Source organism: Streptomyces sp. NPDC002328 (assembly GCF_042890065.1).
GTDB lineage: Bacteria > Actinomycetota > Actinomycetes > Streptomycetales > Streptomycetaceae > Streptomyces.
Window position 1 is genome coordinate 283,077 of record NZ_JBIARQ010000010.1, and the last position, 25,311, is coordinate 308,387.

Below are 25,311 nucleotides of genomic sequence, written 5' to 3' on the forward strand. Positions count from 1 at the left end.
TGAGTACGCCCATGAAGTAGCGACGGTCCGGCCGCAACCCGGACCTAAAAGGAGCGAAGTGGCTAAGGTCCGGGTATACGAACTCGCCAAGGAGTTCGGCGTGGAGAGCAAGGTCGTCATGGCCAAGCTCCAAGAGCTCGGTGAATTCGTCCGTTCGGCGTCCTCGACGATCGAGGCGCCCGTTGTACGCAAACTGACCGACGCCTTCCAGGGCGGTGGCAGCGGCAAGTCCGCCAAGCCCGCCCCGCGCAAGGCTGCCCCCAGGCCCGCGGCGCCCTCCCCGGCGCAGGCGGCCCGTCCGGGCCCGGCCGCACCTCGGCCGGCCGCCCCCAAGCCCCCGACGGCTCAGCCGCCCCAGGCCCCCGCGGCCCCGGCTGCCTCGTCGACCCCGTCGGCCCCCGCGCCGGCGTCTTCCGGTTCCGGCCCGCGTCCGGGCCCGCGGCCCGCGCCGCGTCCGGCCCCGGCCGCCCCGGAGTTCACCGCTCCGCCGTCGGCCCCGGCTCCGCAGAAGCCGGCCGGCCAGGGCCAGGGTCAGGGTCCGCGCCCCGGCGCTCCCAAGCCCGGCGGTCGTCCCGCCCCCGGTCAGGGCCAGCAGGGTGGTCAGGCTCAGCGCCCGGCCGCCGCGCAGGGTCAGCGTCCCGGTGGCGGCGCGCCGCGTCCCGGCGCCCGTCCGGCCGGTCCCCGTCCGGGCAACAACCCCTTCACCTCCGGCGGCAACGCCGGCATGGCCCGTCCGCAGGCCCCCCGTCCGCAGGGCGGCCCCGGCGGTCCCCGTCCCGGCGGCGCTCCCGGCGCGGGCCCCCGTCCGCAGGCGCCCGGCGCCCAGGGCGGCGGTCCTCGTCCGCAGGCTCCCGGCGGTCCCCGCCCGTCCCCGGCCGGCATGCCGCGTCCGCAGGGCGGCGCCGGCGGTCCCCGTCCCGGCGGCCCGCGTCCGAACCCCGGCATGATGCCGCAGCGTCCGGCTGCCGGCCCCCGTCCCGGTGGCGGCGGTCCCGGCGGTCGCGGTCCCGGCGGCGGCGGTCGTCCCGGTGGCGGCGGCGGTCGTCCGGGCGGCGGCGGCTTCGCCGGTCGTCCCGGCGGCGGCGGTGGCGGCGGCTTCGCCGGTCGTCCCGGCGGTCCCGGCGGCGGTGGCGGCGGCTTCGCCGGTCGTCCCGGCGGTCCGGGCGGTGGCGGTGGCGGCCGTCCCGGCTTCGGCGGTCGTCCGGGCGGTCCCGGTGGCCGTGGTGGCACGCAGGGCGCCTTCGGCCGTCCCGGCGGTCCCGCGCGTCGCGGTCGCAAGTCGAAGCGGCAGAGGCGCCAGGAGTACGAGGCCATGCAGGCCCCGTCGGTCGGCGGCGTGATGCTGCCTCGCGGCAACGGCGAGACCATTCGCCTGTCGCGCGGTGCGTCGCTCACCGACTTCGCGGAGAAGATCAACGCCAACCCGGCGTCGCTCGTCGCGGTCATGATGAACCTCGGCGAGATGGTCACCGCGACCCAGTCCGTCTCCGACGAGACCCTCCAGCTCCTCGCCGGCGAGATGAACTACCAGGTTCAGATCGTCAGCCCGGAGGAGGAGGACCGCGAGCTGCTCGAGTCCTTCGACATCGAGTTCGGCGAGGACGAGGGCGACGAGGAGGACCTGGTGGTCCGCCCGCCGGTCGTCACCGTCATGGGTCACGTCGACCACGGAAAGACCCGACTGCTCGACGCCATCCGCAAGACGAACGTCATCGCGGGCGAGGCCGGCGGCATCACCCAGCACATCGGTGCCTACCAGGTCTCGACCCAGGTCAACGAAGAGGACCGCGCGATCACCTTCATCGACACCCCGGGTCACGAGGCGTTCACCGCCATGCGTGCCCGTGGTGCCCGGTCGACGGACATCGCGATCCTGGTCGTCGCGGCCAACGACGGCGTCATGCCGCAGACGGTCGAGGCGCTCAACCACGCCAAGGCGGCCGAGGTCCCGATCGTCGTCGCGGTCAACAAGATCGACGTCGAGGGCGCGGACCCGACCAAGGTGCGCGGTCAGCTGACCGAGTACGGCCTGGTGGCCGAGGAGTACGGCGGCGACACCATGTTCGTCGACATCTCCGCCAAGCAGGGTCTGCACATCGACTCGCTGCTCGAGGCCGTGATCCTCACGGCCGACGCCTCGCTCGACCTGCGGGCCAACCCGGTCCAGGACGCGCAGGGCATCTCGATCGAGTCCCGTCTCGACCGCGGCCGCGGCGCCGTGGCGACGGTCCTCGTGCAGCGAGGCACCCTGCGGGTCGGCGACACGATGGTCGTGGGCGACGCCTACGGCCGAGTGCGCGCCATGCTCGACGACAACGGCAACAACGTGGCCGAGGCCGGCCCGTCGACGCCGGTCCAGGTCCTGGGCCTGACCAACGTCCCGGGCGCGGGCGACAACTTCCTCGTCGTCGACGAGGACCGCACCGCCCGCCAGATCGCCGAGAAGCGTGCCGCCCGCGAGCGGAACGCCGCCTTCGCCAAGCGCACGCGCAGGTTCTCCCTGGAGAACCTGGACGCCGCCCTGAAGGCCGGCGAGGTCCAGCAGCTGAACCTGATCATCAAGGGTGACGCTTCCGGTTCAGTGGAGGCTCTCGAGTCCTCGCTGCTCCAGCTGGACGTCGGCGAAGAGGTCGACATCCGCGTCCTGCACCGCGGCGTCGGTGCGGTCACGGAGTCCGACATCGACCTGGCGATGGGCTCGGACGCCATCGTGATCGGCTTCAACGTGCGCGCGGCCGGCCGTGCGCAGCAGATGGCCGAGCGCGAGGGCGTGGACGTCCGCTACTACTCGGTCATCTACCAGGCGATCGAGGAGATCGAGGCGGCCCTGAAGGGCATGCTGAAGCCGGAGTACGAGGAGCACGAGCTCGGTACGGCGGAGATCCGCGAGGTCTTCAAGTCGTCCAAGCTCGGCAACATCGCCGGTGTCCTCATCCGCTCGGGCGAGGTCAAGCGCAACACCAAGGCCCGACTCATCCGTGACGGCAAGGTCATCGCGGAGAGCCTCAACATCGAGGGCCTGCGTCGCTTCAAGGACGACGTCACCGAGATCCGCGAAGGGTTCGAGGGCGGTATCAACCTCGGCAACTTCAACGACATCAAGATCGACGACGTCATCGCGACGTACGAGATGCGGGAGAAGCCGCGGGTGTAAGGCACCCACGGTTCGCACCGGCCGACGGGGAGTCCTCCCCGTCGGCCGGTGCGGCGTCCGGACGGCGGCGGGACGGGGAAAACCCCGTCGAGCCGCCGCCGGTATCGTTGTACCGTTCGTGATGCCCCTGCTCCGTGGAGGGCAGGGCCATCGATCCCGTACCGGCGGGTGAACCGGTTGTACACATGTACGTGGGGACTCTGTCCTTCGACCTGCTCCTCGGCGACGTCCGGTCGCTGAAGGAGAAGCGCTCCGTCGTCCGCCCGATCGTCGCCGAGCTCCAGCGCAAGTACGCGGTGAGCGCGGCCGAGGTGGACCACCAGGACCTGCACCGCCGGGCGGTCATCGGCCTGGCCATGGTGTCCGGTGACGCGGAGCACCTGACCGACGTACTGGACCGGTGTGAACGGCTGGTCGCCGGACGCCCCGAAGTGGAGCTGCTGTCGGTCAGACGCCGCTTCCACGGCGAAGACGACTGACCGACCAGAGAACGCAAGAGAAGAAAAAGAACGGGAGACGGACCAGTGGCCGACAACGCGCGCGCCAAGAGGCTGGCAGACCTCATCCGAGAGGTGGTGGCCCAGAAGCTCCAGCGCGGGATCAAGGACCCGCGGCTCGGTTCCCACGTCACCATCACGGACACCCGCGTCACGGGTGACCTCAGGGAGGCGACCGTCTTCTACACCGTGTACGGGGACGACGAGGAGCGGGCCGCCGCGGCCGCCGGACTGGAGAGCGCCAAGGGCATCCTGCGCTCCGAGGTCGGCCGCGCGGCGGGCGTGAAGTTCACGCCGACGCTGTCCTTCGTCGCCGACGCCCTCCCGGACAACGCGCGCACCATCGAGGACCTCCTCGACAAGGCGCGCCAGTCCGACGAGAAGGTGCGCGAGGCGTCCGCGGGCGCCGCGTACGCCGCCGGCGCCGACCCGTACCGCAAGCCGGATGACGACGAGACGGACGACGCCGCCGAATGAACCGGAAGCACACCGCGCCCGACGGCCTCGTCATCGTCGACAAGCCGTCGGGCTTCACTTCGCACGACGTCGTGGCCAAGATGCGGGGGATCGCCAGGACCCGCCGCGTCGGCCACGCCGGCACGCTCGACCCGATGGCCACGGGCGTCCTCGTCCTCGGCCTGGAGAAGGCGACCAAGCTCCTCGGGCACCTCGCCCTCACCGAGAAGGAGTACCTCGGGACCGTCCGGCTGGGCCAGAACACCCTGACGGACGACGCCGAGGGGGAGATCACCTCCTCCGCCGACGCCTCCCAGGTCACCCGGGACGCCGTCGACACCGCCGTCGGCAAGCTGCGCGGCGACATCATGCAGGTCCCGTCCAAGGTCAGCGCCATCAAGATCGACGGGGTGCGCTCGTACAAGCGGGCGCGCGAGGGCGAGGAATTCGAGATCCCCGCCCGGCCGGTGACCATCTCCTCCTTCACGGTGTACGACGTCCGTCAGGCCGTCGCCGACGACGGCACCCCCGTCGTGGACCTGGTCGTCTCGGTGGTCTGCTCCTCCGGCACCTACATCCGCGCCCTCGCCCGCGACCTGGGCGCCGACCTCGGCGTCGGCGGCCACCTCACCGCCCTGCGCCGCACCCGCGTCGGTCCGTACCGGCTGGACTCGGCCCGCACCCTGGACCAGCTCCAGGAGGAGCTGACCGTGATGCCGATCGCGGAGGCCGCCGGGGCCGCGTTCCCCCGCTGGGACGTGGACGCCAAGCGGGCCCGGCTGCTCATCAACGGCGTCCGGCTGGAGATGCCCGAGACGTACGCCGGTGTCGGCGCCGTGGCCGTCTACGACCCCGAGGGCCGCTTCCTGGCGCTCGTGGAGGAGCAGAAGGGCAAGGCCAAGAGCCTGGCCGTCTTCGGCTGAGGCCCCGGCCGGTCTGCCCGTGGAGCGGCGAACACGGGGCCTTGCTGCGCCGCCGCTCCACGGTCCCCCTCGGTTCCCCCACCCCTAGCGTGTGTCCGACGGCCCGCATTCATTCACCCGTCCGGCAGGCGCTCGGAGTGAAGCCGGGGAGCGCAAGGGGGCGCGTTCACCTCGCGAGCTGGTCCCGCTGATCTTCCCGCCCCTACCGTCGAACAGCGGAGCAGTGCGGCACACGGCCGACGGCAGCTGAGCGGACGGGCGCGGAGGTACGACGATGGCGGGACGGGGCCCGCGACCCGACGACGGCCACCGCACATGGGGGGCCGCCGCCGGCGCCCTCGTCCGCGTCGGCGACCTCGCCGGCCGCACGCGCGGGACCGGATTCCTCGCCGACCACCACGGCACGGTCGTCACCAGTCACGAAGCCGTCGACGGACTGACCCGTCTCGTCGTGGACGCCGCCGACGGCCGCCGATGCGTGGTGAGCGCCGACGCGGTGACCCCGTTGCCGGAACTCGACCTCGCGCTGGTCCGCACCGAGGGCCTCGACGCCGAGCCGCTGCCGCTCACCGTCCGCGACCGCGTCGAGCCCGGCACCTACGTCCGGCTGGTCGCCGGCTGCTGGCGGGAGGCGCGGGTGCTGGCCGCGGCCTCCGTGACGTACACCGCCCCGGACGGCTCCCATCTCCTCGACGGCGCACTGGAGTTGGCGATCGGCACGGCGGGCCGGGACGCGCTGCGGCTCGGCGGGGGCGCGGCCGGCGGCCCGGTGCTCGACGCCGCGACCGGGGCCGTCGTCGCCGTCCTGGGCACCGCCCTGCGCTCCGGGCACCGCGACGCCGGCTTCGCCGTCCCGCTGCGCCCCGGGCCGGCCGACGGTCCCCTCGCCGACCTGCTCGCCCGTAACGCGGCGACGGTCCCGGCCTACGGCGCCGACCTCAACGCGGCGGGCGTGCTGGAGCTGACGGCCACCTCGGTCGGCTCCGCCGGCCCGGCCGGGCCCGCCGCCCACATGCCGGTCGCTCCGGTCGAACGCGCCGTGACAGCAAGGGAGTTCGCCGATTTCACCGCCGGCCCGGCCGCCGTCCTCGCCCTCGTCGGCGCCCCGGGCAGCGGCCGTACGACGGAACTCGCGGCGCTCGCCGCCCGCCGCGCCCAGGACCCGCGCCCCGCGCCCACCCTGTGGCTGCGCGGCGCCGACCTGCGGGAGACGGACGACTCGATCGCGGACGCGGCCCGGCGCGCGCTGACCCGCGCGGCCCGCATCCTGACGGCGTCCCGACCCGATGCGACGTCCCGACCCGCCCTCGGGGACCTCGGCGAGTCGTCTCCGGAGCGGATCGCCCACCTCGCCCGCGCCGCCGGACGCCCGCTGCTGCTGCTCCTCGACGGTCCCGAGGAGATGCCCCCGGCGCCGGCGGACCAGCTGCGCGCGTGGGCCGACGGGACGGCGCGGTGGCTCAGGGAGACGGGGGTGCGGCTCGTGGTGGCGTGCCGGGCGGAGTACTGGGAGCAGGCCGGGGCCTGGTTCCCCGCCGAGCTGCTCTACGGCCGTACGGCACCCGCGCTGCCGCCGTGCGTCCTCCTCGGCGACTTCACCCCGGCCGAGGCCCGCGAGGCCCGCGCCCGGCACGGCGTCCCGGACGCCGCCCTCGCCGCCGCCGACGCCCGCCACCCCCTCACCCTGCGCCTCTACGCCGAGGTCCGCGCCGCCCTCCCCGACGCCCCGGGTGTCCCCGTCGACCGCGACGACGTCCTCGCCGCCCACCTGGACCTGATGTGCCTGCGCGTCGCCGTCCGGCTGGCCGCCGAGAACGGCCTGCGCGGCACCGCCGTACGACGGCTCGCGGCGAAGGTGGCCGGACAGGTCCACGAGGCCGCCCGGCGCAGCCTCGGACCGGGCCAGGGCGAGCTGGACCGCGCCTCGTTCGAGGCGGTGTTCCCGTGGGGGCCCGCGCCCGTCCGGCTCGGCGGCGGCACCGGCTGGGCGTCCGCCGTCCTCGCCGAGGGCCTCCTCGTGCCGGCGGGCGCCGGCTACCGCTTCGCCCACGAGGAGCTCGCCGACTGGATCCAGGGCGCCCATCTCGACCTCGACGAGGCCCTGCGCGTCCTCGTCCACCGCCGCCGCGCCCCCGCGAGCGCCCGCCCGCTGCCCGTCCCGCACCATCGCGTCGGACCCGTCGTCCAGGCCCTGCTGCTCCTCGCCCGCCAGCAGGGACCGCGCCGACTCGCGGAGAAACTGGGCGAGTTGACGGCCGCTCTCCAGGCCGACCCCGACTCGTGGTGGGCCGCGCGCCTGCTCGCCGAGACGCTGCCGCGCGTCCCGGACGCCACGCCGTACATCGGCGTCCTGCACCCGCTGGCCGACCTGGTCGCGGAGCGGCGGAACCGGCCGGAGCCGCGGACCGCGGAGTTCGCCCCCGACTTCTGGACCGCGCTGCCGCTCCCCCTGGACACCCGCCTGGACCTCCTGCGCCGGCTGCTCCCCGCCGACGCGGCCCCGCACGCCGCCGACGCGCCCCGCTACCTCGACGCCGTCGCCCGCCTCCTCGCCGCCGACCCCCTCGCCGTACAGCCGCAGCTCGCCCTCTGGTTCGACGACGAGCGCCCGCTGCCCGCCACCCCGCACGCCACCGTCGCGACCGCCGCCCAGGCGCTGCTGCACACCCACCGGCACGCGGCCCCGGACGACCTCACCGAACTCCTCGTCGACCGCGCCCACCCGCGCGCCGACGAACTCCTCACCGTCCTCGCCGAGGAGGAACCCTCCGCGCTGTGCCGGGCCGTGGACCGCTGGGCGCACGACGAACGCCCCGCCCGGCAGATCGCCGCCACGGCGTACGCCCCGCGCGTCGCACCCCATGTCCGCACCGCCGCCGACCTCGAACTCCTGCGGCACGCGACCCTCGCACTGCGTGGGCCGAGTCACAGCACCCATGCCGATGCGGGCCGGGGGCACCCGGCATGGCACTCTTAGAGCTGCGTAAGGGTGGCTGCGCGAGCGGTCGACTGAACACCAGTACGAAGCAACCGAAGTACGACACGGACACGGGTTCGAGGAGCGGTCACAGTGCAGCGCTGGCGTGGCTTGGAGGACATCCCCCAGGACTGGGGGCGCAGCGTCGTCACCATCGGTTCGTACGACGGGGTGCACCGCGGCCACCAGCTGATCATCCGGCACGCCGTGGACCGCGCCCGTGAACTGGGCGTGCCCTCCGTGGTCGTCACCTTCGACCCGCACCCCAGCGAGGTCGTCCGTCCCGGCAGCCACCCGCCGCTGCTCGCCCCGCACCACCGCCGGGCCGAGCTGATGGCCGAGCTGGGCGTGGACGCGGTGCTGATCCTCCCGTTCACGACCGAGTTCTCGAAGCTGTCGCCCGCCGACTTCGTCGTCAAGGTGCTGGTCGACAAGCTGCACGCGCGGGCGGTCGTCGAGGGCCCCAACTTCCGCTTCGGCCACAAGGCGGCGGGCAACGTCGAGTTCCTGACCGAGCAGGGCAAGATCTACGACTTCGAGGTCGAGGTCGTCGACCTGTACGTGACCGGCGAGGCGGGCGGCGGGGAGCCGTTCTCCTCCACCCTGACCCGGCGCCTGGTCGCCGAGGGCGACCTGGGCGGCGCCGGCGAGATCCTCGGCCGCCCGCACCGCGTCGAGGGCGTGGTCGTCCGCGGCGCCCAACGCGGACGCGAGCTGGGCTTCCCCACCGCCAACGTCGAGACGCTGCCCCATACCGCGATCCCCGCCGACGGCGTCTACGCCGGCTGGCTGCACGCGGCCGGCGAGGCGATGCCGGCCGCGATCTCCGTCGGCACCAACCCGCAGTTCGACGGCACCGAGCGCACGGTGGAGGCGTACGCCATCGACCGCGTGGGCCTGGACCTGTACGGGCTGCACGTCGCCGTCGACTTCCTGGCCTTCGTCCGAGGCCAGGCGAAGTTCGAGTCCCTGGAAGGGCTGCTGGAGCAGATGGCGCAGGACGTGAAGCGCTGCCGGGAGCTGGTGGCGGCGGAGTAGCCGTACGCGCGCGAGCACGCGAAGGGCGGCCGGCGTCTTCGGACACCGGCCGCCCTTCGTCGTCACGTCACTGCTGCGGCGGCGGGGGGTACCCGGGCTGGGGCTGCTGGGGCTGCTGGGGCTGCTGAGGGTAGGGCTGCTGACCCGGGTAGGGCTGCTGCTGCCCCTGCGGGGGGTACGGCTGGCCCTGCGGGGGATAGGGCTGCGGCTCCTGCGGGGCGGCGTACTGCTGGCCGGGCTGCGGCGGGTACGGCTGCTGGGGGTACTGGGGCTGTTGGGGGTGCTGAGGCTGGGGCTGCTGGGGCTGCTGCGGGTAGGGCTGACCGGGGACCGGCTGCTGCCCTTGGACCGGCTGGCCCGGCATGGGCTGGCCCGGCATCTGCTGGCCCGGCATGGGCGGGGCGGCGACCGGCGGCGGGTTGCCGTCGCTGGTCCACAGGCCCTGCAACTGCTGGTGCCGGACGAAGTCCTCCGCGACCATCGCCGCGAGGTTGAAGTACGCCTCCCGCACCTTCGGCCGCATCATGTCGAGGTCGACCTCGGCGCCGGCGGACAGGTGCTCGTCGAAGGGGACGACGATCACGCCGCGGCACCGGGTCTCGAAGTGCGCGACGATATCCTCGACCTTGATCATCTTGCCGGTCTCGCGCACGCCCGAGATGACGGTGATGGAACGCGAGACGAGCTCGGCGTACCCGTGCGCGGACAGCCAGTCCAGCGTCGTGCTGGCGCTGCTCGCGCCGTCGACGGACGGCGTCGAGATGATGATCAGCTGGTCGGCGAGGTCCAGCACCCCGCGCATGGCGCTGTAGAGCAGACCCGTGCCGGAGTCGGTGAGGATGACCGGGTACTGCTTGCCGAGCACGTCGATGGCGCGCCGGTAGTCCTCGTCGTTGAAGGTCGTGGACACCGCCGGGTCGACGTCGTTGGCGATGATCTCCAGGCCGGAGGCGGCCTGGGAGGTGAACCGCCGGATATCCATGTACGAGTTGAGGTACGGGATCGCCTGGACCAGGTCACGGATGGTGGCCCCGGTCTCGCGCCGCACCCGGCGGCCGAGCGTGCCGGCGTCCGGGTTGGCGTCGATGGCGAGGATCTTGTCCTGCCGCTCGCTGGCGAGGGTCGAGCCGAGCGCGGTGGTGGTCGTGGTCTTGCCCACGCCGCCCTTGAGGCTGATGACGGCGATGCGGTAGCAGGACAGCACCGGCGTCCGGATCAGCTCCAGCTTCCGCTGCCGCTCGGCCTCCTCCTTCTTCCCCCCGATCTTGAACCGCGAGGACGCGGCGGCGGGCCGCCCGCTCTTCGCCTTCTGCTTCTTGTTGTTGAGCAGCCGGTCGGACGACAGCTCCACCGCCGCGGTGTAACCCAGCGGCGCGGCACCGGGGTTGACCATCTGCCGCTGATCATGCTGAACAGGCTGCGGCCAGGCGGCCCCGGCCCGGGGGTCGACGGGAGCCTGCGGCGCGTCCGGGGTGTGGGGCGCCTGCGGTGCGTAGGGTGCCTGGGCCTGGGGTGCCTGAGGTGCCTGGGGCGCTTCGGGGGTGTAGGGGGCCTGCGGGGTGTGCGGGGTGTGCGGGGCCTGCGCCGGGTGAGGGGCGGGCGCGGGGGCGGCGAAGCCCTGGGGCGGGCCCACGGGGGGTTGTCCGTCGGCCTGCTGCGGAACGCCGGGGTGCGGCTGGGGGGCTTGCGGGGCCGGGGGCTGGGGGAAGCCGTAGCCGGGCTGGGGGTTGGGCACGGGGGTGCCGGTGGGCGGCTGCGGGAAGCCGTAGCCGGCGGGGGGCTGGGGGGCCGAAGGGGCCGTGTCCGGCTGGGGGTTGGGGGCAGCCGGGGCGGGGGCGGGCTGCGGGAAGCCGTAGCCGGCGGCGGGCTGGGGGGCCGAAGCGACCGGGTTCGGCTGGGCGTTGGGGGCAGCCGGGGGTGCGGCAGGGGCGGGGTCGGGCAGGGGGAAGCCGTAGCCGGGCTGGGGGTTGGGTGCCGGGGCACCGGCGGGCTGCTGCTGCGGGAAGCCGTAACCGCCCTGGGGGGCGGGGCCGCTCGAGGGCTGGGGAGCCGAAGTGACCGTGCCCGGCTGGGCGTTGGGCGCGGCCGGGGGAGCGGCGGGGGTGGGACCGGGCTGCGGGAAGCCGTAGCCGGCAGGGGCGTTGGCCGCGGGGGGCTGCGGGAAGCCGTAACCCGGCTGGGGGTTGGGCGCGGGCGCAGAGTCCGGCTGCGGCAACGGCGTGCCGGTGGGCGGCGGGAAGCCATAGCCCGGCTGAGGCGCGGGCGCGGCGTCCGACTGCGGGGCCGGTACCTGCTGCTGGTCCGCCGGTGCGGGAGCGGGCGGCTGTTGTGCTGCCGGGGCGGCAGCGGGAGCGGGCGGCTGCGGGAATCCGTACCCAGGCTGGAAGTTGGGCGCGGGTGCGGCGTCCGGCTGTGCTGTCGGGGGCTGTTGTGCTGCCGCCGGAGCCGGCGGCTGCGGGAAGCCGTACCCAGCCTGGGGGTTCGGCGCGGGCACGGCGTCCGGCTGTGCTGCCGGGGGCTGTTGTGCTGCCGCGGGAGCGGAGGGCTGCGGGAAGCCGTATGCGGGCTGGGAGTTGGGCGCGGGTGCGGCGGCCGGCTGGGCTGCCGTCGGAGCGGGAGGCTGCGGGAAGCCGTAGCCCTGTTGCGGGTCGGGCGCGGCTGCGGGCCCCGCCTGCTGGGGAGCGGGGGGCTGAGGGAAGCCGTAACCGGCCTGCGGAGCCGCCGGGGCGGGCGGCGGGTTCCAGGCCTGGGGCGCGGGCGGCTGCTGAGCCGGTGCGGCAGCCGCCGGGTCCGCCTGCGGCGGCTGTGCGGGCCACTGGGCGGCCGGGGTCGGCGCGGCGGGCTGGTAGGACGGGGGCAGCGGCGGCACCCCGCCCTGCGGGGCCGGCGGGGGAGTCCAGGCGGACGGAGCGTCCTGCGCGGCGGCGACGGCGTCAGGGCCCGCGTCTAGGCCCGCGGGCACCTCGTCCTGCGGCGCGCCTGCGTTCGCGGGCACCTCGTCCTGCGGCCCGACGGCGCTCGCCGGGGCGGCGTCCTGCGGCTCCGGGGTGTCGGTGGGCGCGGCGTTCTCAGGCGCGGCTGCGGGCACGTTGTCCTGCGGCACGGTTCCGTCGGCGGGCGCGATGGCCTGCGGCTCGACTGCGTTCGTCGGCGCGGTGTCCTGCGGCGCAGCCACGTCCGCGGGCACGTTGTCCTGCGGCGCAGCCACGTCCGCAGTCGCCGGCACCTCGTCCTGCGGCTCGTCGGCGTCCGCCGGCACCTCGTCCTGCGGCGCGGCAGTGTTCGTGGGGGCGTTGTCCGACGGCTCGGTGGGCAGGGCCTCCGGAGCGGGGACGGCGTCCTGCGGCTCGGTGCCAGGCGTGTCGCCCGTGTGCTCCGCGTCTGCGGGGGCGTCGTCATGCGGAACGGCGTCTTCCGCGACGGCGGTCGCCTCGTGCTCCTCGTCCGCCGCGGCCACGGCGTCCTGAACCGGCTCGGTCACGCCGGTCTCCTCGGCCTCCGCCGCCTGCGCAGACGGCTCGGCCACGGCAGCCTGGGCATCGTCGGCCGGGGGCACAACCTCACCCGGCTGAGCCCCCACAACCGCCGCTTCAGGCACGTCAGTCGAGCCGGCGTCCGGCTCCGCCTCGGGAGTACCGGACCCCACGGGCTGCGCCCCCGCCGCCGCTTCGGCGTCGGCCCGCGCCGCAGCCGCCGCGTGCTCGGCGATCTCCCGCTGGAGAGCGACCGCCGAGAAGCGCATCGTGGCACCGCTCTCCAGGTCCCCGTTCCCGGGCACGTCCGGCGTCCCGTACTGCGCCCCCTGCGGCTCGAACCCGCTGCCCGCAGGCAGGTTGGGCACGGCCGCCGGACCGCTCACGGGCGGCGCGGGCGGTGCAGGCGGAGTGAACGGCACCCCGGGCCCCGCCACAGGAGCCGCAGGAGCCGAGGGAGCAGGGGGAGCAGGGGGAGCAGGGGGAGCCGGCGGAGTGAAGGGCGCCCCGGGAGCGGGCGGCGCAGGCGGCGCCGGAGGCAGCGGAGGGGTGAACGGCGCTCCGGGTTCGACGTTCGCGTGGGCCGGCGGAGCCAGCCCGGGAATCGGACCGTCGGCGGGGAACCCACCCCCGGGCCCGCCCGGAGCAGCCGCACCCGCCCCGGAGCCCCCACCGGAGCCCGGCCCACCAGCCGTCCCCGACCCCCCGGCCGCGTTCTGCGTGTACCACGCCGGCGGCGCGTAGTCGATGGTGAACTCGCCCGTCGTCTCGACGGCGGACTCCGCGTCGGGCTGGTCATCGCCGGGTGTGGCCCAGCCCCCGCGGTTCCCGTCCCGATCGCTGCTCACAGTTCCTCCTGGTGTGTGGTCGAGCACCCTCATGCCGTGCCGGGGCGACCAGTTCTCGTCGTCCTAAGTCGTTCGAAGCCGGGGCAGTCCGAGCGGTGCACGCCCGCGCTGCGGGTCGTACGGCCACCGGCTCTCCCCCTGGGACGCCGGTCACCTGTCCACGGGTTCTGGTGGCGCGCCCGTTCCCAGCCTAATCACCAGCGGCCCCGCCCCGGCAGGCCCGTCCACCCCTCAGCGTCCGCCCGACACGTCACGGCCCGACCCGAAGTGCCGTACGACGCTTCCGTATCGGTGAAGGTTCCCGGAGACATCCGTGAACAACTTGGACAGGAGGTGAAGAGAAACGGTCACGATGGATTACTCAACCGCCGTTCCCCGTAAGGATCCTGGCGACTCCCGCACCCCCCAACACGCCCGCCCACGGCCCGGCACAGTCGGGCGCTGCCCCCTGATCACCTACCTCGCAACGGCCGCGCGATCCGGTCCCGCGAGTTCCCCGTCTTCCGCGTCGGCGACTCGTCTTGGGCGTCGAGAGCCGCGCGGCGAAGCAGCGGCAGCGACGCACACGGCGGCGGGGCGGGGACCCGGTCCGTTCACCGGTCTCCCCGCCCCGCCGCCGCACGCCTTCGTCGCCCACGCGCGCGTGCTGCCTGCGCTTCGTCCCCGCGCGCGCGTGCTCACGCGTCGCCCCCGCGCGCGCACCTCCCCGCGCGAAAGACCTCCCCGCGCGCCTGCCTACGCCTCGAGCCCCCCGTTGTGCGGTGCCGGCTCCAGGTCGAATTCGCCGTCGCGTGCTCCCAGCACGAAGGCACGCCACTCGGCCTCCGTGTAGCGCAGCACCGTCCCCGGGTCGAGCGACGACCGCATCGCCACCGCGCCCTCGGGAAGGTACGCGATCTCCACGCGCTCCTCGTGCTGCTCCGTGCCCGGTGCGCAGTGCCACTCGACGCCGGAGATGTCGAGCGCGTACAGCTCGTCGCGCTCGCGGTCCTTGCGGGCCTTGACGTCCTCGTTCACTTCCTCCGCCATGGCGAAGCGACCCCTTCCCGACGTGTGGATGATCCAACCGTCCAGCCTAGTGGCAGAGCACGCCCCGTCCGCCGGATTCGCAGGCCGCGGCAAGGGCGGGCCCGGCCTGCTGGTACGCTGTGTTTCGGCCGTTTGTGCAATCGCCCCCGGAGCCCACCGCTCCGTAGGACGCGCCCAGCGGATCCCCGCCTCCCGAGTAAACGGAAGCTCCCCCGAGATGCAGACCGGGGGCACTCGGCGGCCTTTCGCAGACTATCGAGGAGTACGCGTGTCGCTCGACGCCGCAGTGAAGAAGCAGATCATCTCCGAGTTCGGTACCAAGGAGGGCGACACCGGCTCCCCCGAGGTCCAGGTCGCCATGCTGTCCCGTCGGATCTCCGACCTGACCGAGCACCTCAAGACCCACAAGCACGACCACCACTCCCGCCGGGGTCTGCTGATCCTGGTCGGTCAGCGCCGTCGCCTGCTCCAGTACCTGGCGAAGAAGGACATCCAGCGCTTCCGTGCGCTGGTCGACCGCCTCGGCATCCGCCGCGGTGCGGCGGGCGCCAAGTAAGACGCCGTGAAGGGAGCGGTTCCCGTGACGATCGGGGGCCGCTCCCTTTGCCGTACATACGGACCCGTGCATACGGACCCGCACGTGCGGACCCGTACATACGGACCCGTACGGACGGGAACGTGCGGAGTGTCACTCACGCTTTGTAGTGTGGTAGCACAACGCAATACGGACGACACACCACAAGAGAAGAGGAGGAGCGCACCTCGCCGCCGCCGGTCCTCGGTAGTGGCCCCCGGGCGACGAGCCCCGGGTGCTTCGATCGAAGACCGGCCCGCACCAGACGGAGCGCTTCTCCGCCACTGTCCCCCCGCCACACGGGCGGGCGGGGCGAAAGACGACAAGTAACGGAGAAAACGCTAGTGGAGAACGAGACCCACTACGCCGAGGCCGTCATCGACAACGGCGCCTTCGGTACCCGCACCATCCGCTTCGAGACGGGCCGCCTGGCCAAGCAGGCCGCCGGCTCCGCCGTGGCGTACCTGGACGACGACACCATGGTGCTGTCGGCCACCACCGCCTCCAAGAACCCCAAGGACCAGCTCGACTTCTTCCCCCTGACGGTGGACGTCGAGGAGCGGATGTACGCCGCCGGCAAGATCCCCGGCTCCTTCTTCCGCCGTGAGGGCCGCCCCTCCGAGGACGCCATCCTCACCTGCCGCCTGATCGACCGCCCGCTGCGCCCGTCCTTCAAGAAGGGCCTGCGCAACGAGATCCAGGTCGTCGCCACGATCATGGCGCTCAACCCCGACCACCTGTACGACGTCGTCGCGATCAACGCCGCGTCCGCGTCCACGCAGCTGGCCGGCCTGCCCTTCTCCGGCCCGATCGGCGGCGTCCGCGTCGCGCTGATCAGCGGTCAGTGGGTGGCCTTCCCGACGCACACCGAGCTCGAGGACGCCGTCTTCGACATGGTCGTCGCGGGCCGCGTCCTGGAGGACGGCGACGTCGCGATCATGATGGTCGAGGCCGAGGCCACCGAGAAGACCATCCAGCTGGTCAAGGGCGGCGCCGAAGCCCCCACCGAGGAGATCGTCGCCGCCGGTCTGGACGCCGCGAAGCCCTTCATCAAGGTGCTCTGCAAGGCCCAGGCCGACCTCGCCTCCAAGGCCGCCAAGCCGACCGGCGAGTTCCCGATCTTCCTCGACTACCAGGACGACGTCCTGGAGGCGCTGACCGCCGCCGTCAAGCCGGAGCTCGCCTCCGCGCTGACCATCGCGGGCAAGCAGGAGCGCGAGAGCGAGCTCGACCGCGTCAAGGCGCTCGCCGCCGAGAAGCTCCTGCCGCAGTTCGAGGGCCGCGAGAAGGAGATCTCCGCCGCGTACCGCTCGCTGACCAAGACCCTGGTCCGTGAGCGCGTCATCAAGGAGAAGAAGCGCATCGACGGCCGCGGTGTCACCGACATCCGCACCCTGGCCGCCGAGGTCGAGGCCATCCCGCGCGTGCACGGCTCCGCCGTGTTCGAGCGTGGCGAGACCCAGATCCTGGGCGTCACCACCCTCAACATGCTCCGCATGGAGCAGCAGCTGGACACCCTCTCCCCGGTGACCCGCAAGCGCTACATGCACAACTACAACTTCCCGCCGTACTCCACCGGCGAGACCGGCCGCGTCGGCTCCCCGAAGCGCCGCGAGATCGGCCACGGCGCCCTCGCCGAGCGCGCCCTCGTCCCGGTCCTGCCGACGCGCGAGGAGTTCCCCTACGCGATCCGCCAGGTCTCCGAGGCGCTCAGCTCCAACGGCTCCACGTCCATGGGCTCCGTCTGCGCCTCCACCATGTCGCTGCTGAACGCCGGTGTGCCCCTGAAGGCCCCCGTCGCCGGCATCGCCATGGGCCTGATCTCCCAGGAGATCGAGGGCGAGACGCACTACGTCACCCTCACCGACATCCTCGGTGCGGAGGACGCCTTCGGCGACATGGACTTCAAGGTCGCCGGCACCAAGGAGTTCGTCACCGCCCTCCAGCTCGACACCAAGCTGGACGGCATCCCCGCCTCCGTCCTGGCCGCGGCCCTGAAGCAGGCCCGTGACGCCCGCCTCCACATCCTCGACGTGATGATGGAAGCGATCGACACGCCGGACGAGATGTCCCCGAACGCCCCGCGGATCATCACCGTCAAGATCCCCGTGGACAAGATCGGCGAGGTCATCGGCCCCAAGGGCAAGATGATCAACCAGATCCAGGAGGACACCGGCGCCGAGATCACGATCGAGGACGACGGCACCATCTACATCGGCGCCGCCGACGGCCCGGCCGCCGAGGCCGCCCGCGCCACGATCAACGGCATCGCCAACCCGACCATGCCGGAGGTCGGCGAGCGCTACCTGGGCACGGTCGTCAAGACGACCACGTTCGGCGCGTTCGTGTCGCTGCTCCCGGGCAAGGACGGACTGCTGCACATCTCGCAGATCCGCAAGCTCGCCGGCGGCAAGCGCGTGGAGAACGTCGAGGACGTCGTCGGCGTGGGCCAGAAGGTCCAGGTCGAGATCGCCGAGATCGACTCCCGCGGCAAGCTCTCCCTGATCCCCGTGGTCGAGGGCGAGGACGAAGCAGCCTCCGACGACAAGAAGGACGACGCCGACCAGTGACGTCCCAAGGCTCCAAGGCGACGGCCCGCACCTCTTCGGAGGCGCGGGCCGTCGCCCGTACCCAAACCCTCATCAAGGGCGAGAACGGCATCGGCACGGTCCGCAAGACCACCCTTCCGGGCGGCCTGCGCATTGTCACCGAGACCCTCCCCTCGGTCCGCTCCGCGACCTTCGGCATCTGGGCGCACGTCGGCTCGCGCGACGAGACGCCCGCGCTGAACGGCGCCACGCACTACCTGGAGCACCTGCTCTTCAAGGGCACCTCCCGCCGCAGCGCCCTCGACATCTCCTCCGCCGTCGACGCGGTCGGCGGCGAGATGAACGCGTTCACGGCCAAGGAGTACACGTGCTACTACGCGCGCGTGCTCGACGCCGACCTGCCGCTCGCCATAGACGTCGTCTGCGACATGCTCACCGGCTCGTTGATCCGCGAGGAGGACGTCGACGTCGAGCGCGGCGCGATCCTCGAAGAGATCGCGATGACCGAGGACGACCCCGGCGACTGCGTGCACGACCTGTTCGCGTACACGATGTTCGGCGACAACCCGCTCGGCCGTCCCGTCCTCGGCACCGTCGACACGGTCAACGCCCTCACCGCCGACCGCATCCGCCGCTTCTACAAGAAGCACTACGACCCGACCCACCTCGTGGTCGCCGCCGCCGGCAACATCGACCACAACAAGGTCGTACGCCAGGTCCGCGCCGCCTTCGAGAAGGCCGGCGCCCTCGGCGACCTCGACGCCGCCCCCATCGCCCCCCGCGACGGCCGGCGCGCCCTGCGCACCGCGGGCCGCGTGGAGCTGATCGGCCGCAAGACCGAGCAGGCCCACGTCGTCCTCGGCATGCCCGGCCTCGCCCGCACCGACGACCGCCGCTGGGCGCTCGGCGTGCTCAACACCGCCCTCGGCGGCGGCATGTCCTCCCGGCTCTTCCAGGAGGTCCGCGAGAAGCGCGGCCTGGCCTACAGCGTGTACTCGTACACCTCCGGTTTCGCCGACTGCGGCCTGTTCGGCGTGTACGCCGGCTGCCGGCCCAGCCAGGTGCACGACGTGCTGAAGATCTGCCGCGACGAACTCGACCACGTCGCCCAGAACGGCCTGTCCGACGACGAGATCGCCCGCGCCGTCGGCCAGCTCAAGGGTTCCACCGTCCTCGGCCTGGAGGACACCGGTGCGCTCATGAACCGCATCGGCAAGAGTGAGCTGTGCTGGGGCGAGCAGATGTCCGTCGACGAGATGCTGACCCGGATAGCGGCCGTCACCCCGGACGAGGTCCGCGCAGTGGCCCGCGACGTCCTGGGGCAGCGCCCGTCGCTGTCGGTCATCGGCCCGCTCAAGGACAAGCAGGCGTCCCGCCTGCACGAGGCCGTGGCCTGACACCCGCTCACCGTCCACGGCGGACATCCCCGGAAGCCATCTTCGGTAAGGAAGCAAGAACATGAGCAAGCTGCGCGTGGCGGTCCTCGGCGCACAGGGCCGCATCGGTTCCGAGGCGGTACGGGCGGTCGAGGCCGCCGAGGACATGAAGCTGGTGGCCGCCCTCAGCCGGGGCGACAAGCTGGAGACCCTGGCCGAGGCCCGCGCCCAGGTCGTGGTCGAACTGACCACCCCGGCCTCGGTCATGGGCAACCTCGACTTCTGCGTACGGCACGGCATCCACGCCGTCGTCGGCACCACGGGCTGGACCGACGAGCGCCTCGCGCAGCTCAGGGGCTGGCTCGGCCAGTCGCCGGAGACCGGTGTGCTCATCGCGCCCAACTTCTCCATCGGCGCCGTGCTGACCATGAAGTTCGCGCAGATCGCCGCGCCGTACTTCGAGTCCGTCGAGGTCGTCGAGCTGCACCACCCGAACAAGGTGGACGCCCCCTCCGGCACCGCCACGCGCACCGCCCAGCTCATCGCCGAGGCCCGCCGCGCCGCCGGCTCCGCCCCCAACCCAGACGCCACCGTCACGGCCCTGGACGGCGCCCGCGGCGCGGACGTCGACGGCGTCCCCGTCCACGCCGTACGGCTGCGCGGCCTCCTCGCCCACCAGGAGGTCCTGCTCGGCGGCGAGGGCGAGACCCTCACCGTCCGGCACGACTCCCTGCACCACAGCAGCTTCATGCCCGGCATCCTGCTGGGCGCCCGCCGCGTGGTGACGACCCCGGGTCTCACCTTCGGCCTGGAAAACTTCCTCGACCTGAACTGAGCCCCACCCCATGCGCGCCAAGCTCACCTACGCCCTCACGGCGGCCGTCCTGGTCGTCTACTTCGTCCTGGTCGGCAGCCGCGGCGTCCTGCTCATCCAGGCCGGCACGCTGCTGACCGTCACCTTCGGGGTGGCGGTGCTGATCCTGCCGGTCATCGGCGTGTGGTTCCTGTGGAAGAACACCCAGTTCGTCCGCAGGGCCAACCAGCTCGCCGCCGAACTCGACGCCGAGGGCGGTCTGCCCGTCGACGAGCTGAAGCGCACCCCCAGCGGCCGGATCGACCGCGACTCCGCCGACGAGGTCTTCGCCCGCCGCAAGGCCGAGACGGAGGACGCCCCCGACGACTGGCGCAGCTGGTTCCGCCTGGCCGTCGCCTACCACGACGCCCGCGACACCCCGCGCGCCCGCCAGGCGATGCAACGGGCGATCACCCTGCACCAGGCGTCCCGCTGACGTCGGCCGTCCGACATCGGGCGTCTGACGCACGCACGCAGCACGGCGGAGGGCCCGGCCGGAGTCCTGTCGACTCCGGCCGGGCCCTCCGCCGCAATATGGCTGACTGCTCGGCGCTGACTGCCTACCGCTGGCTGCTTACCGCTGGCTGCTCACTGCTGCCGGTACTCGTCGGCCCACGCCTCGACCGTGTCGGCCGCCCGGTCGAAGGCCTCGACCCGCCCCAGGAAGTCCGCCCCGTGCGTGGTCAGCAGCGGCATGGCGTCCTGCGGCGACCGGTCCCGTCGTACGAGCGTCAGCGCCTGGCCCTGCACCGTCCGCGGCAGCCCCAGCCAACGCACGGGCTGCTGCACCGTCCGCACCGCCACCACCCGGTTCCAGGTCACCGTGCGCGTGAGGAGGAACCCCACGTGCCGCACCCCGCGCTCGCTCACCCACACGCCCATGCGCAGCAGCCGCAGCGCGGCGGCGATCACCAGCAGGGAGAGGCCGAAGACCACGCCGGCCTCGCTCGGCGAACCGGTCAGCGCGATCACCACGGCGGCGAACAGCACGTACGAGGCGAGCAGCAGACCCAGCGCGGCCACGGCGACCCGCCAGGGCCCCGGACGGTAGGGGCGCCGCCAGCGCTCACGGTCCTCGAACGGCAACGCGACGTCGTCCGCTGCCTGGAATGCGCGGTCGGCCGTCAGGAAGGGCAGGGGCACGGCTGGTCCTCACTCGATCCATGCTGGGGCTGTGCCCGGTGAGGTTATCCGCCTGTGTCCCCGCTCACCACCTGCGGGGGTCCGGACGGGGTCAGCGCCCCTGGGCCTGGGACTGCTGCGCCGGGGCGGTGTGGTCGAGGCTCAGCGCCGGCATCCCGATGACCAGCGACCCCACCAGCGAGGCCACGATGGTGAACCCGAGCAGCCAGCGCCCGGCTATCTGCCCGGCGGAGGACGGCTCGGGCGGGGGCGGCGCCACGTTACTGCGGAACGTGTCGGCTTCGGCGAGAAAGGCGAAGGGTACGGGCTCGCGCCGACGGATCATCTGGGGACCGGTCCTCTCGGTGCTCGAACGAATCGCTGTCATCAACACAGACGAGCGAGTGCCCCGAAGAGTGCCCCACTTGCCCTGAATTCACGGACCTTCACCGAAGATGTCGCGGACCGGCACCGAATGCCCCGGTGGCACCGGCGGGCCGTAGAGTGGGCGCCGACTCCACACGTGATGGGAAGGACCTTCCGTGACCCCCGCCGGCGACCCCAGCCTCTCCCTGCGCAGCGACATGACTGTTGAGCTGGTCAAATCCAGCGCCTCGGATGCGGACGTCCTGTTCGCCGCCCGCGTCTCGACCCTCGGCGAGCAGTCGCTCGAGGAGCTCCAGAAGGACCCCGAGCGCTCAAAGGGTTTGATCAACTACCTCATGCGGGACCGGCACGGCAGCCCGTTCGAGCACAACTCGATGACCTTCTTCATCAGCGCCCCGATCTTCGTCTTCCGCGAGTTCATGCGGCACCGCGTGGGCTGGTCGTACAACGAGGAATCGGGTCGGTACCGGGAGCTCCAGCCCGTCTTCTACAGCCCCGACGAGTCCCGCAAGCTCGTTCAGCAGGGTCGTCCGGGCAAGTACGTCTTCGTCGAGGGGACCCCCACCCAGCACGCGACGGTCAGCCGGGTCCTGGAGGAGTCCTACCAGCAGGCGTACGCCGCCTACCAGAAGCTGCTCGCCGAGGGCGTCGCCCGTGAGGTCGCGCGCGCGGTGCTGCCCGTCGGGCTGTTCTCCTCGATGTACGCGACCTGCAACGCGCGCTCGCTGATGCACTTCCTCGGCCTGCGCACCCAGCACGAGCTGGCGAAGGTCCCGTCCTTCCCGCAGCGGGAGATCGAGATGGTCGGGGAGCGGATGGAGGCCGAGTGGGCCAGGCTCATGCCCCTCACCTACGCCGCCTTCAACGCCAACGGCCGCGTCGCCCCCTGAGGCCGCGAGACGTATGTACGGATCAGCCGCGCGAAGTGTCCGTATTGCGGCATTTGGAGAAGTTCATCTAGCCTGATCAAACGGACCCGGCACTGCTTGAACCCCCGAGCAGGCAGTGCCGGGCTCCGCATTTGACACGACTTGTCGCCTGCCCCGAGGGCAGACCCCGCACTGAGCAACGAGTAGCGTGTTACCCATGGCTCCGACCTCCACTCCGCAGACCCCCTTCGGGCGGGTCCTCACCGCCATGGTCACGCCGTTCACGGCGGACGGCGCACTCGACCTCGACGGCGCACAGCGGCTCGCCACCCACCTGGTGGACGCAGGCAACGACGGCCTGATCGTCAACGGCACCACCGGCGAGTCCCCCACCACCACCGACGCGGAGAAATCGGACCTGGTACGAGCCGTCCTGGAGGCCGTCGGCGACAGGGCCCATGTCGTGGCGGGCGTCGGCACCAACGACACCCACCACAGCATCAAGCTGGCGCGCGAGGCGCAGAAGACGGGCGCGCACGGCCTCCTGGTCGTCACCCCGTACTACAACAAGCCCCCGCAAGAGGGCCTGTACCGCCACTTCACCACCGTGGCCGACGCCACCGAGCTGCCGGTCATGCTCTACGACATCCCCGGCCGCAGCGGCGTCCCGATCAACACCGAGACGCTCGTCCGCCTCGCCGCCCACCCGCGCATCGTCGCCAACAAGGACGCCAAGGGCGACCTCGGCCGCGCCAGCTGGGCCATCGCCCAGTCCGGCCTCGCCTGGTACTCCGGCGACGACATGCTCAACCTGCCGCTGCTCTCCGTCGGCGCGGTCGGCTTCGTCTCCGTCGTCGGCCATGTCGTCACCCCGGACCTGCGCGCCCTCGTCGACGCCTTCACCGCCGGCGACGTCCAGAAGGCCACGGAGATCCACCAGAAGCTGCTCCCCGTCTACACCGGTATGTTCCGCACCCAGGGCGTCATGACCACCAAGGCCGCGCTCGCCCTCCAGGGTCTGCCCGCCGGCCCGCTGCGCGCCCCCATGGTGGAGCTCACCGCCGAAGAGACCGAGCAGCTCAAGATCGATCTTGCCGCGGGCGGGGTACAGCTCTGACAACGGACTTCACAACTGAATACGGCAGGCCACCGGTGCCTGCACACCACAACGACAACTGCTTCTGCACGAACGTCACGCGCGCCACGTGCCCACCGGTACGTGGCGCGCGTGTTTGAGGAGAGTCTTTTGAGTCATCCGCACCCCGAACTGGGCCCGCCCCCGCCGCTCCCCGAAGGCGGCCTCCGGGTCACGCCGCTCGGCGGCCTCGGCGAGATCGGCCGCAACATGACGGTCTTCGAGTACGGCGGCCGTCTTCTGATCGTCGACTGCGGAGTGCTCTTCCCCGAGGAGGAGCAGCCCGGAATCGACCTGATCCTGCCGGACTTCTCGTCCATCAGGGACCGCCTCGACGCCGTCGAGGGCATCGTCCTCACCCACGGCCACGAGGACCACATCGGCGCCGTCCCCTACCTCCTCCGGGAGAAGCCGGACCTCCCGCTGATCGGCTCCAAGCTGACCCTCGCCCTCATCGAGGCCAAGCTCCAGGAGCACCGCATCCGCCCCTACACCCTTGAGGTGGCCGAGGGGAACCGCGAGCGGATCGGCCCCTTCGACTGCGAGTTCGTCGCGGTCAACCACTCCATCCCCGACGCCCTCGCCGTGGCCATCCGCACGCCGGCCGGCATGGTGGTCCACACCGGCGACTTCAAGATGGACCAGCTGCCGCTGGACAGCCGCCTCACGGACCTGCACGCGTTCGCACGTCTGAGCGAAGAAGGCATCGACCTCCTTCTGTCCGACTCGACGAACGCCGAGGTGCCGGGATTCGTCCCGCCGGAGCGGGAGATCTCCAACGTCCTGCGCCAGGTCTTCGCGAACGCCCGCAAGCGGATCATCGTGGCCAGCTTCGCCAGCCACGTCCACCGCATCCAGCAGATCCTGGACGCGGCGCACGAGTACGGCCGGCGGGTCGCCTTCGTCGGCCGCTCGATGGTCCGCAACATGGGCATCGCCCGCGACCTCGGCTATCTGAAGATCCCGCCGGGCCTGGTCGTCGACGTCCGGAGCCTGGACGACCTGCCGGACCACCAGGTGGTCCTGGTCTGCACGGGTTCCCAGGGCGAACCGATGGCCGCGCTGTCCCGCATGGCCAACCGCGACCACCAGATCCGCATCGTCGACGGCGACACGGTGATCCTGGCGTCGTCGCTCATCCCCGGCAACGAGAACGCCGTCTACCGCGTGATCAACGGCCTGACCCGCTGGGGTGCGAACGTCATCCACAAGGGCAACGCCAAGGTGCACGTCTCCGGCCACGCGTCCGCGGGCGAGCTCCTGTACTTCTACAACATCTGCCGGCCGAAGAACCTGATGCCGGTCCACGGCGAATGGCGCCACCTGCGCGCCAACGCCGAGCTGGGCGCCCTGACCGGCGTCCCGCACGATCGCATCGTCATCGCCGAGGACGGCGTCGCCGTCGACCTCGTCGAGGGCAAGGCCAAGATCTCCGGCAAGGTCCAGGCCGGGTACGTGTACGTCGACGGCCTCTCGGTCGGCGACGTGGGCGAGCCCGCCCTGAAGGACCGGAAGATCCTGGGCGACGAGGGCATCATCTCCGTCTTCGTCGTCGTGGACTCCTCCACCGGCAAGATCACGGGTGGGCCGCACGTCCAGGCCCGCGGCTCGGGCATCGAGGACTCGGCCTTCGGGGGCGTCATCCCGAAGATCACCGAAGTCCTGGAGCGCTCGGCTCAGGACGGCGTGGTCGAACCCCACCAGCTGCAACAGCTCATCCGCCGCACCCTGGGCAAGTGGGTCTCCGACAACTACCGGCGCCGGCCGATGATCCTCCCGGTCGTCGTGGAGGTCTGACCCGCGAACGGCCCCTCGTACGCGTGAACCTGGAGCGGAGCCCCTCGATTTGCATCGGGGCGCTCCGCTCCAGTACGTTTACGGCTCCGCCCGATCGGGAACCCGGCCACCTCATGCGTGTCCGGACCACTCTCCGGAGGGGCGGGAAATCCGACTCAGAACTTCTGATAAAGTCGGAACCGCCGGAAAGGAAACCGCGAAACAAAAGCGGGAACCTGGAAAGCACCGAGGAAATCGGATCGCGAAAAGGTCTG

Annotated in this window: 18 protein-coding genes and 1 pseudogene; 14 read left to right on the top strand and 5 right to left on the bottom strand. The window is 72.4% G+C overall.

The window, feature by feature from the left end:
* Nucleotides 1–58 precede the first annotated feature (58 nt).
* The 6 genes from infB to ACFYX4_RS25265 all read left to right on the top strand — a co-directional run bounded on the left by infB (nt 59) and on the right by ACFYX4_RS25265 (nt 9,045).
* Nucleotides 59–3,154, top strand: a complete 3,096-nt coding sequence (gene infB / locus ACFYX4_RS25240; protein ID WP_389337546.1) for a translation initiation factor IF-2 — start codon at nt 59–61, stop codon at nt 3,152–3,154.
* Nucleotides 3,155–3,339: 185 nt separating this feature from the next.
* Complete coding sequence (locus tag ACFYX4_RS25245; protein ID WP_385075136.1) at nt 3,340–3,633, top strand: DUF503 domain-containing protein; 294 nt, start codon at nt 3,340–3,342, stop codon at nt 3,631–3,633.
* A 45-nt stretch (nt 3,634–3,678) separates the two neighbouring features.
* A complete protein-coding gene (rbfA, locus tag ACFYX4_RS25250) occupies nt 3,679–4,128 on the top strand; it encodes a 30S ribosome-binding factor RbfA (protein ID WP_389337550.1) in 450 nt (149 codons plus the stop codon).
* Entirely contained in the window at nt 4,125–5,030 is a 906-nt protein-coding gene (gene truB / locus ACFYX4_RS25255) for a tRNA pseudouridine(55) synthase TruB (protein ID WP_389337553.1), read from the top strand. Before rbfA ends, truB begins: the two co-directional genes overlap by 4 nt.
* Before the next feature lie 274 nt (nt 5,031–5,304).
* Nucleotides 5,305–8,007 carry a trypsin-like peptidase domain-containing protein gene (locus tag ACFYX4_RS25260; protein WP_389337556.1) on the top strand — a complete coding sequence of 901 codons (2,703 nt, stop codon included), beginning with the start codon at nt 5,305–5,307 and terminating at the stop codon, nt 8,005–8,007.
* A 93-nt stretch (nt 8,008–8,100) separates the two neighbouring features.
* Nucleotides 8,101–9,045: a bifunctional riboflavin kinase/FAD synthetase gene (locus ACFYX4_RS25265; protein WP_389337559.1), complete on the top strand. Its 945-nt coding sequence runs from the start codon at nt 8,101–8,103 to the stop codon at nt 9,043–9,045.
* A gap of 67 nt (nt 9,046–9,112) precedes the next feature.
* On the opposite strand, the gene ACFYX4_RS25270 is transcribed toward ACFYX4_RS25265, so the two are convergent.
* From ACFYX4_RS25270 to ACFYX4_RS25280, 3 genes and pseudogenes are all read right to left on the bottom strand, one after another.
* Nucleotides 9,113–12,886 carry an AAA family ATPase gene (locus ACFYX4_RS25270; RefSeq protein WP_389337620.1) on the bottom strand — a complete coding sequence of 1,258 codons (3,774 nt, stop codon included), beginning with the start codon at nt 12,884–12,886 and terminating at the stop codon, nt 9,113–9,115.
* A 351-nt stretch (nt 12,887–13,237) separates the two neighbouring features.
* A pseudogene (locus tag ACFYX4_RS25275) lies at nt 13,238–13,399 on the bottom strand (SCO5717 family growth-regulating ATPase); the annotation flags it as partial.
* Nucleotides 13,400–14,101: 702 nt separating this feature from the next.
* Nucleotides 14,102–14,395, bottom strand: coding sequence for a DUF397 domain-containing protein (locus tag ACFYX4_RS25280; RefSeq protein ID WP_389337562.1), 294 nt, complete (start codon nt 14,393–14,395; stop codon nt 14,102–14,104).
* Between the two features lie 268 nt (nt 14,396–14,663).
* Between ACFYX4_RS25280 and rpsO the strand changes: the two genes are divergently transcribed.
* From rpsO to ACFYX4_RS25305, 5 genes are all read left to right on the top strand, one after another.
* Nucleotides 14,664–14,951 (top strand): 30S ribosomal protein S15, encoded by a 288-nt coding sequence (rpsO, locus tag ACFYX4_RS25285; protein WP_389337565.1) that lies wholly within the window; start codon nt 14,664–14,666, stop codon nt 14,949–14,951.
* Nucleotides 14,952–15,313: 362 nt separating this feature from the next.
* Nucleotides 15,314–17,539 (top strand): polyribonucleotide nucleotidyltransferase, encoded by a 2,226-nt coding sequence (locus tag ACFYX4_RS25290; RefSeq protein ID WP_389337568.1) that lies wholly within the window; start codon nt 15,314–15,316, stop codon nt 17,537–17,539.
* Nucleotides 17,536–18,915 carry a M16 family metallopeptidase gene (locus ACFYX4_RS25295; RefSeq protein ID WP_389337571.1) on the top strand — a complete coding sequence of 460 codons (1,380 nt, stop codon included), beginning with the start codon at nt 17,536–17,538 and terminating at the stop codon, nt 18,913–18,915. The genes ACFYX4_RS25290 and ACFYX4_RS25295 overlap by 4 nt, the downstream gene beginning before the upstream one ends.
* A 61-nt stretch (nt 18,916–18,976) precedes the next feature.
* Entirely contained in the window at nt 18,977–19,729 is a 753-nt protein-coding gene (gene dapB / locus ACFYX4_RS25300) for a 4-hydroxy-tetrahydrodipicolinate reductase (RefSeq protein WP_389337574.1), read from the top strand.
* 10 nt (nt 19,730–19,739) lie between these two features.
* Nucleotides 19,740–20,183 carry a hypothetical protein gene (locus tag ACFYX4_RS25305; protein WP_389337577.1) on the top strand — a complete coding sequence of 148 codons (444 nt, stop codon included), beginning with the start codon at nt 19,740–19,742 and terminating at the stop codon, nt 20,181–20,183.
* A gap of 152 nt (nt 20,184–20,335) precedes the next feature.
* Here the strand turns inward: ACFYX4_RS25305 and ACFYX4_RS25310 are convergent, their stop codons facing one another.
* Both ACFYX4_RS25310 and ACFYX4_RS25315 read right to left on the bottom strand, forming a co-directional pair.
* On the bottom strand, nt 20,336–20,890 hold the full coding sequence (locus ACFYX4_RS25310) for a hypothetical protein (RefSeq protein WP_389337580.1): 555 nt from the start codon (nt 20,888–20,890) through the stop codon (nt 20,336–20,338).
* Nucleotides 20,891–20,981: 91 nt separating this feature from the next.
* Nucleotides 20,982–21,215, bottom strand: coding sequence for a hypothetical protein (locus ACFYX4_RS25315; protein ID WP_389337583.1), 234 nt, complete (start codon nt 21,213–21,215; stop codon nt 20,982–20,984).
* A 238-nt stretch (nt 21,216–21,453) separates the two neighbouring features.
* On the opposite strand from ACFYX4_RS25315, the gene thyX reads away from it, so the two are divergent.
* The 3 genes from thyX (at nt 21,454) to ACFYX4_RS25330 (ending at nt 25,057) form a co-directional block, all read left to right on the top strand.
* Nucleotides 21,454–22,146 (top strand): FAD-dependent thymidylate synthase, encoded by a 693-nt coding sequence (gene thyX, locus ACFYX4_RS25320; RefSeq protein ID WP_389337623.1) that lies wholly within the window; start codon nt 21,454–21,456, stop codon nt 22,144–22,146.
* Nucleotides 22,147–22,342: 196 nt separating this feature from the next.
* Complete coding sequence (gene dapA / locus ACFYX4_RS25325) at nt 22,343–23,242, top strand: 4-hydroxy-tetrahydrodipicolinate synthase (protein WP_389337586.1); 900 nt, start codon at nt 22,343–22,345, stop codon at nt 23,240–23,242.
* A 129-nt stretch (nt 23,243–23,371) separates the two neighbouring features.
* Nucleotides 23,372–25,057, top strand: coding sequence for a ribonuclease J (locus tag ACFYX4_RS25330; RefSeq protein ID WP_389337589.1), 1,686 nt, complete (start codon nt 23,372–23,374; stop codon nt 25,055–25,057).
* The last annotated feature ends 254 nt before the right edge of the window (nt 25,058–25,311 follow it).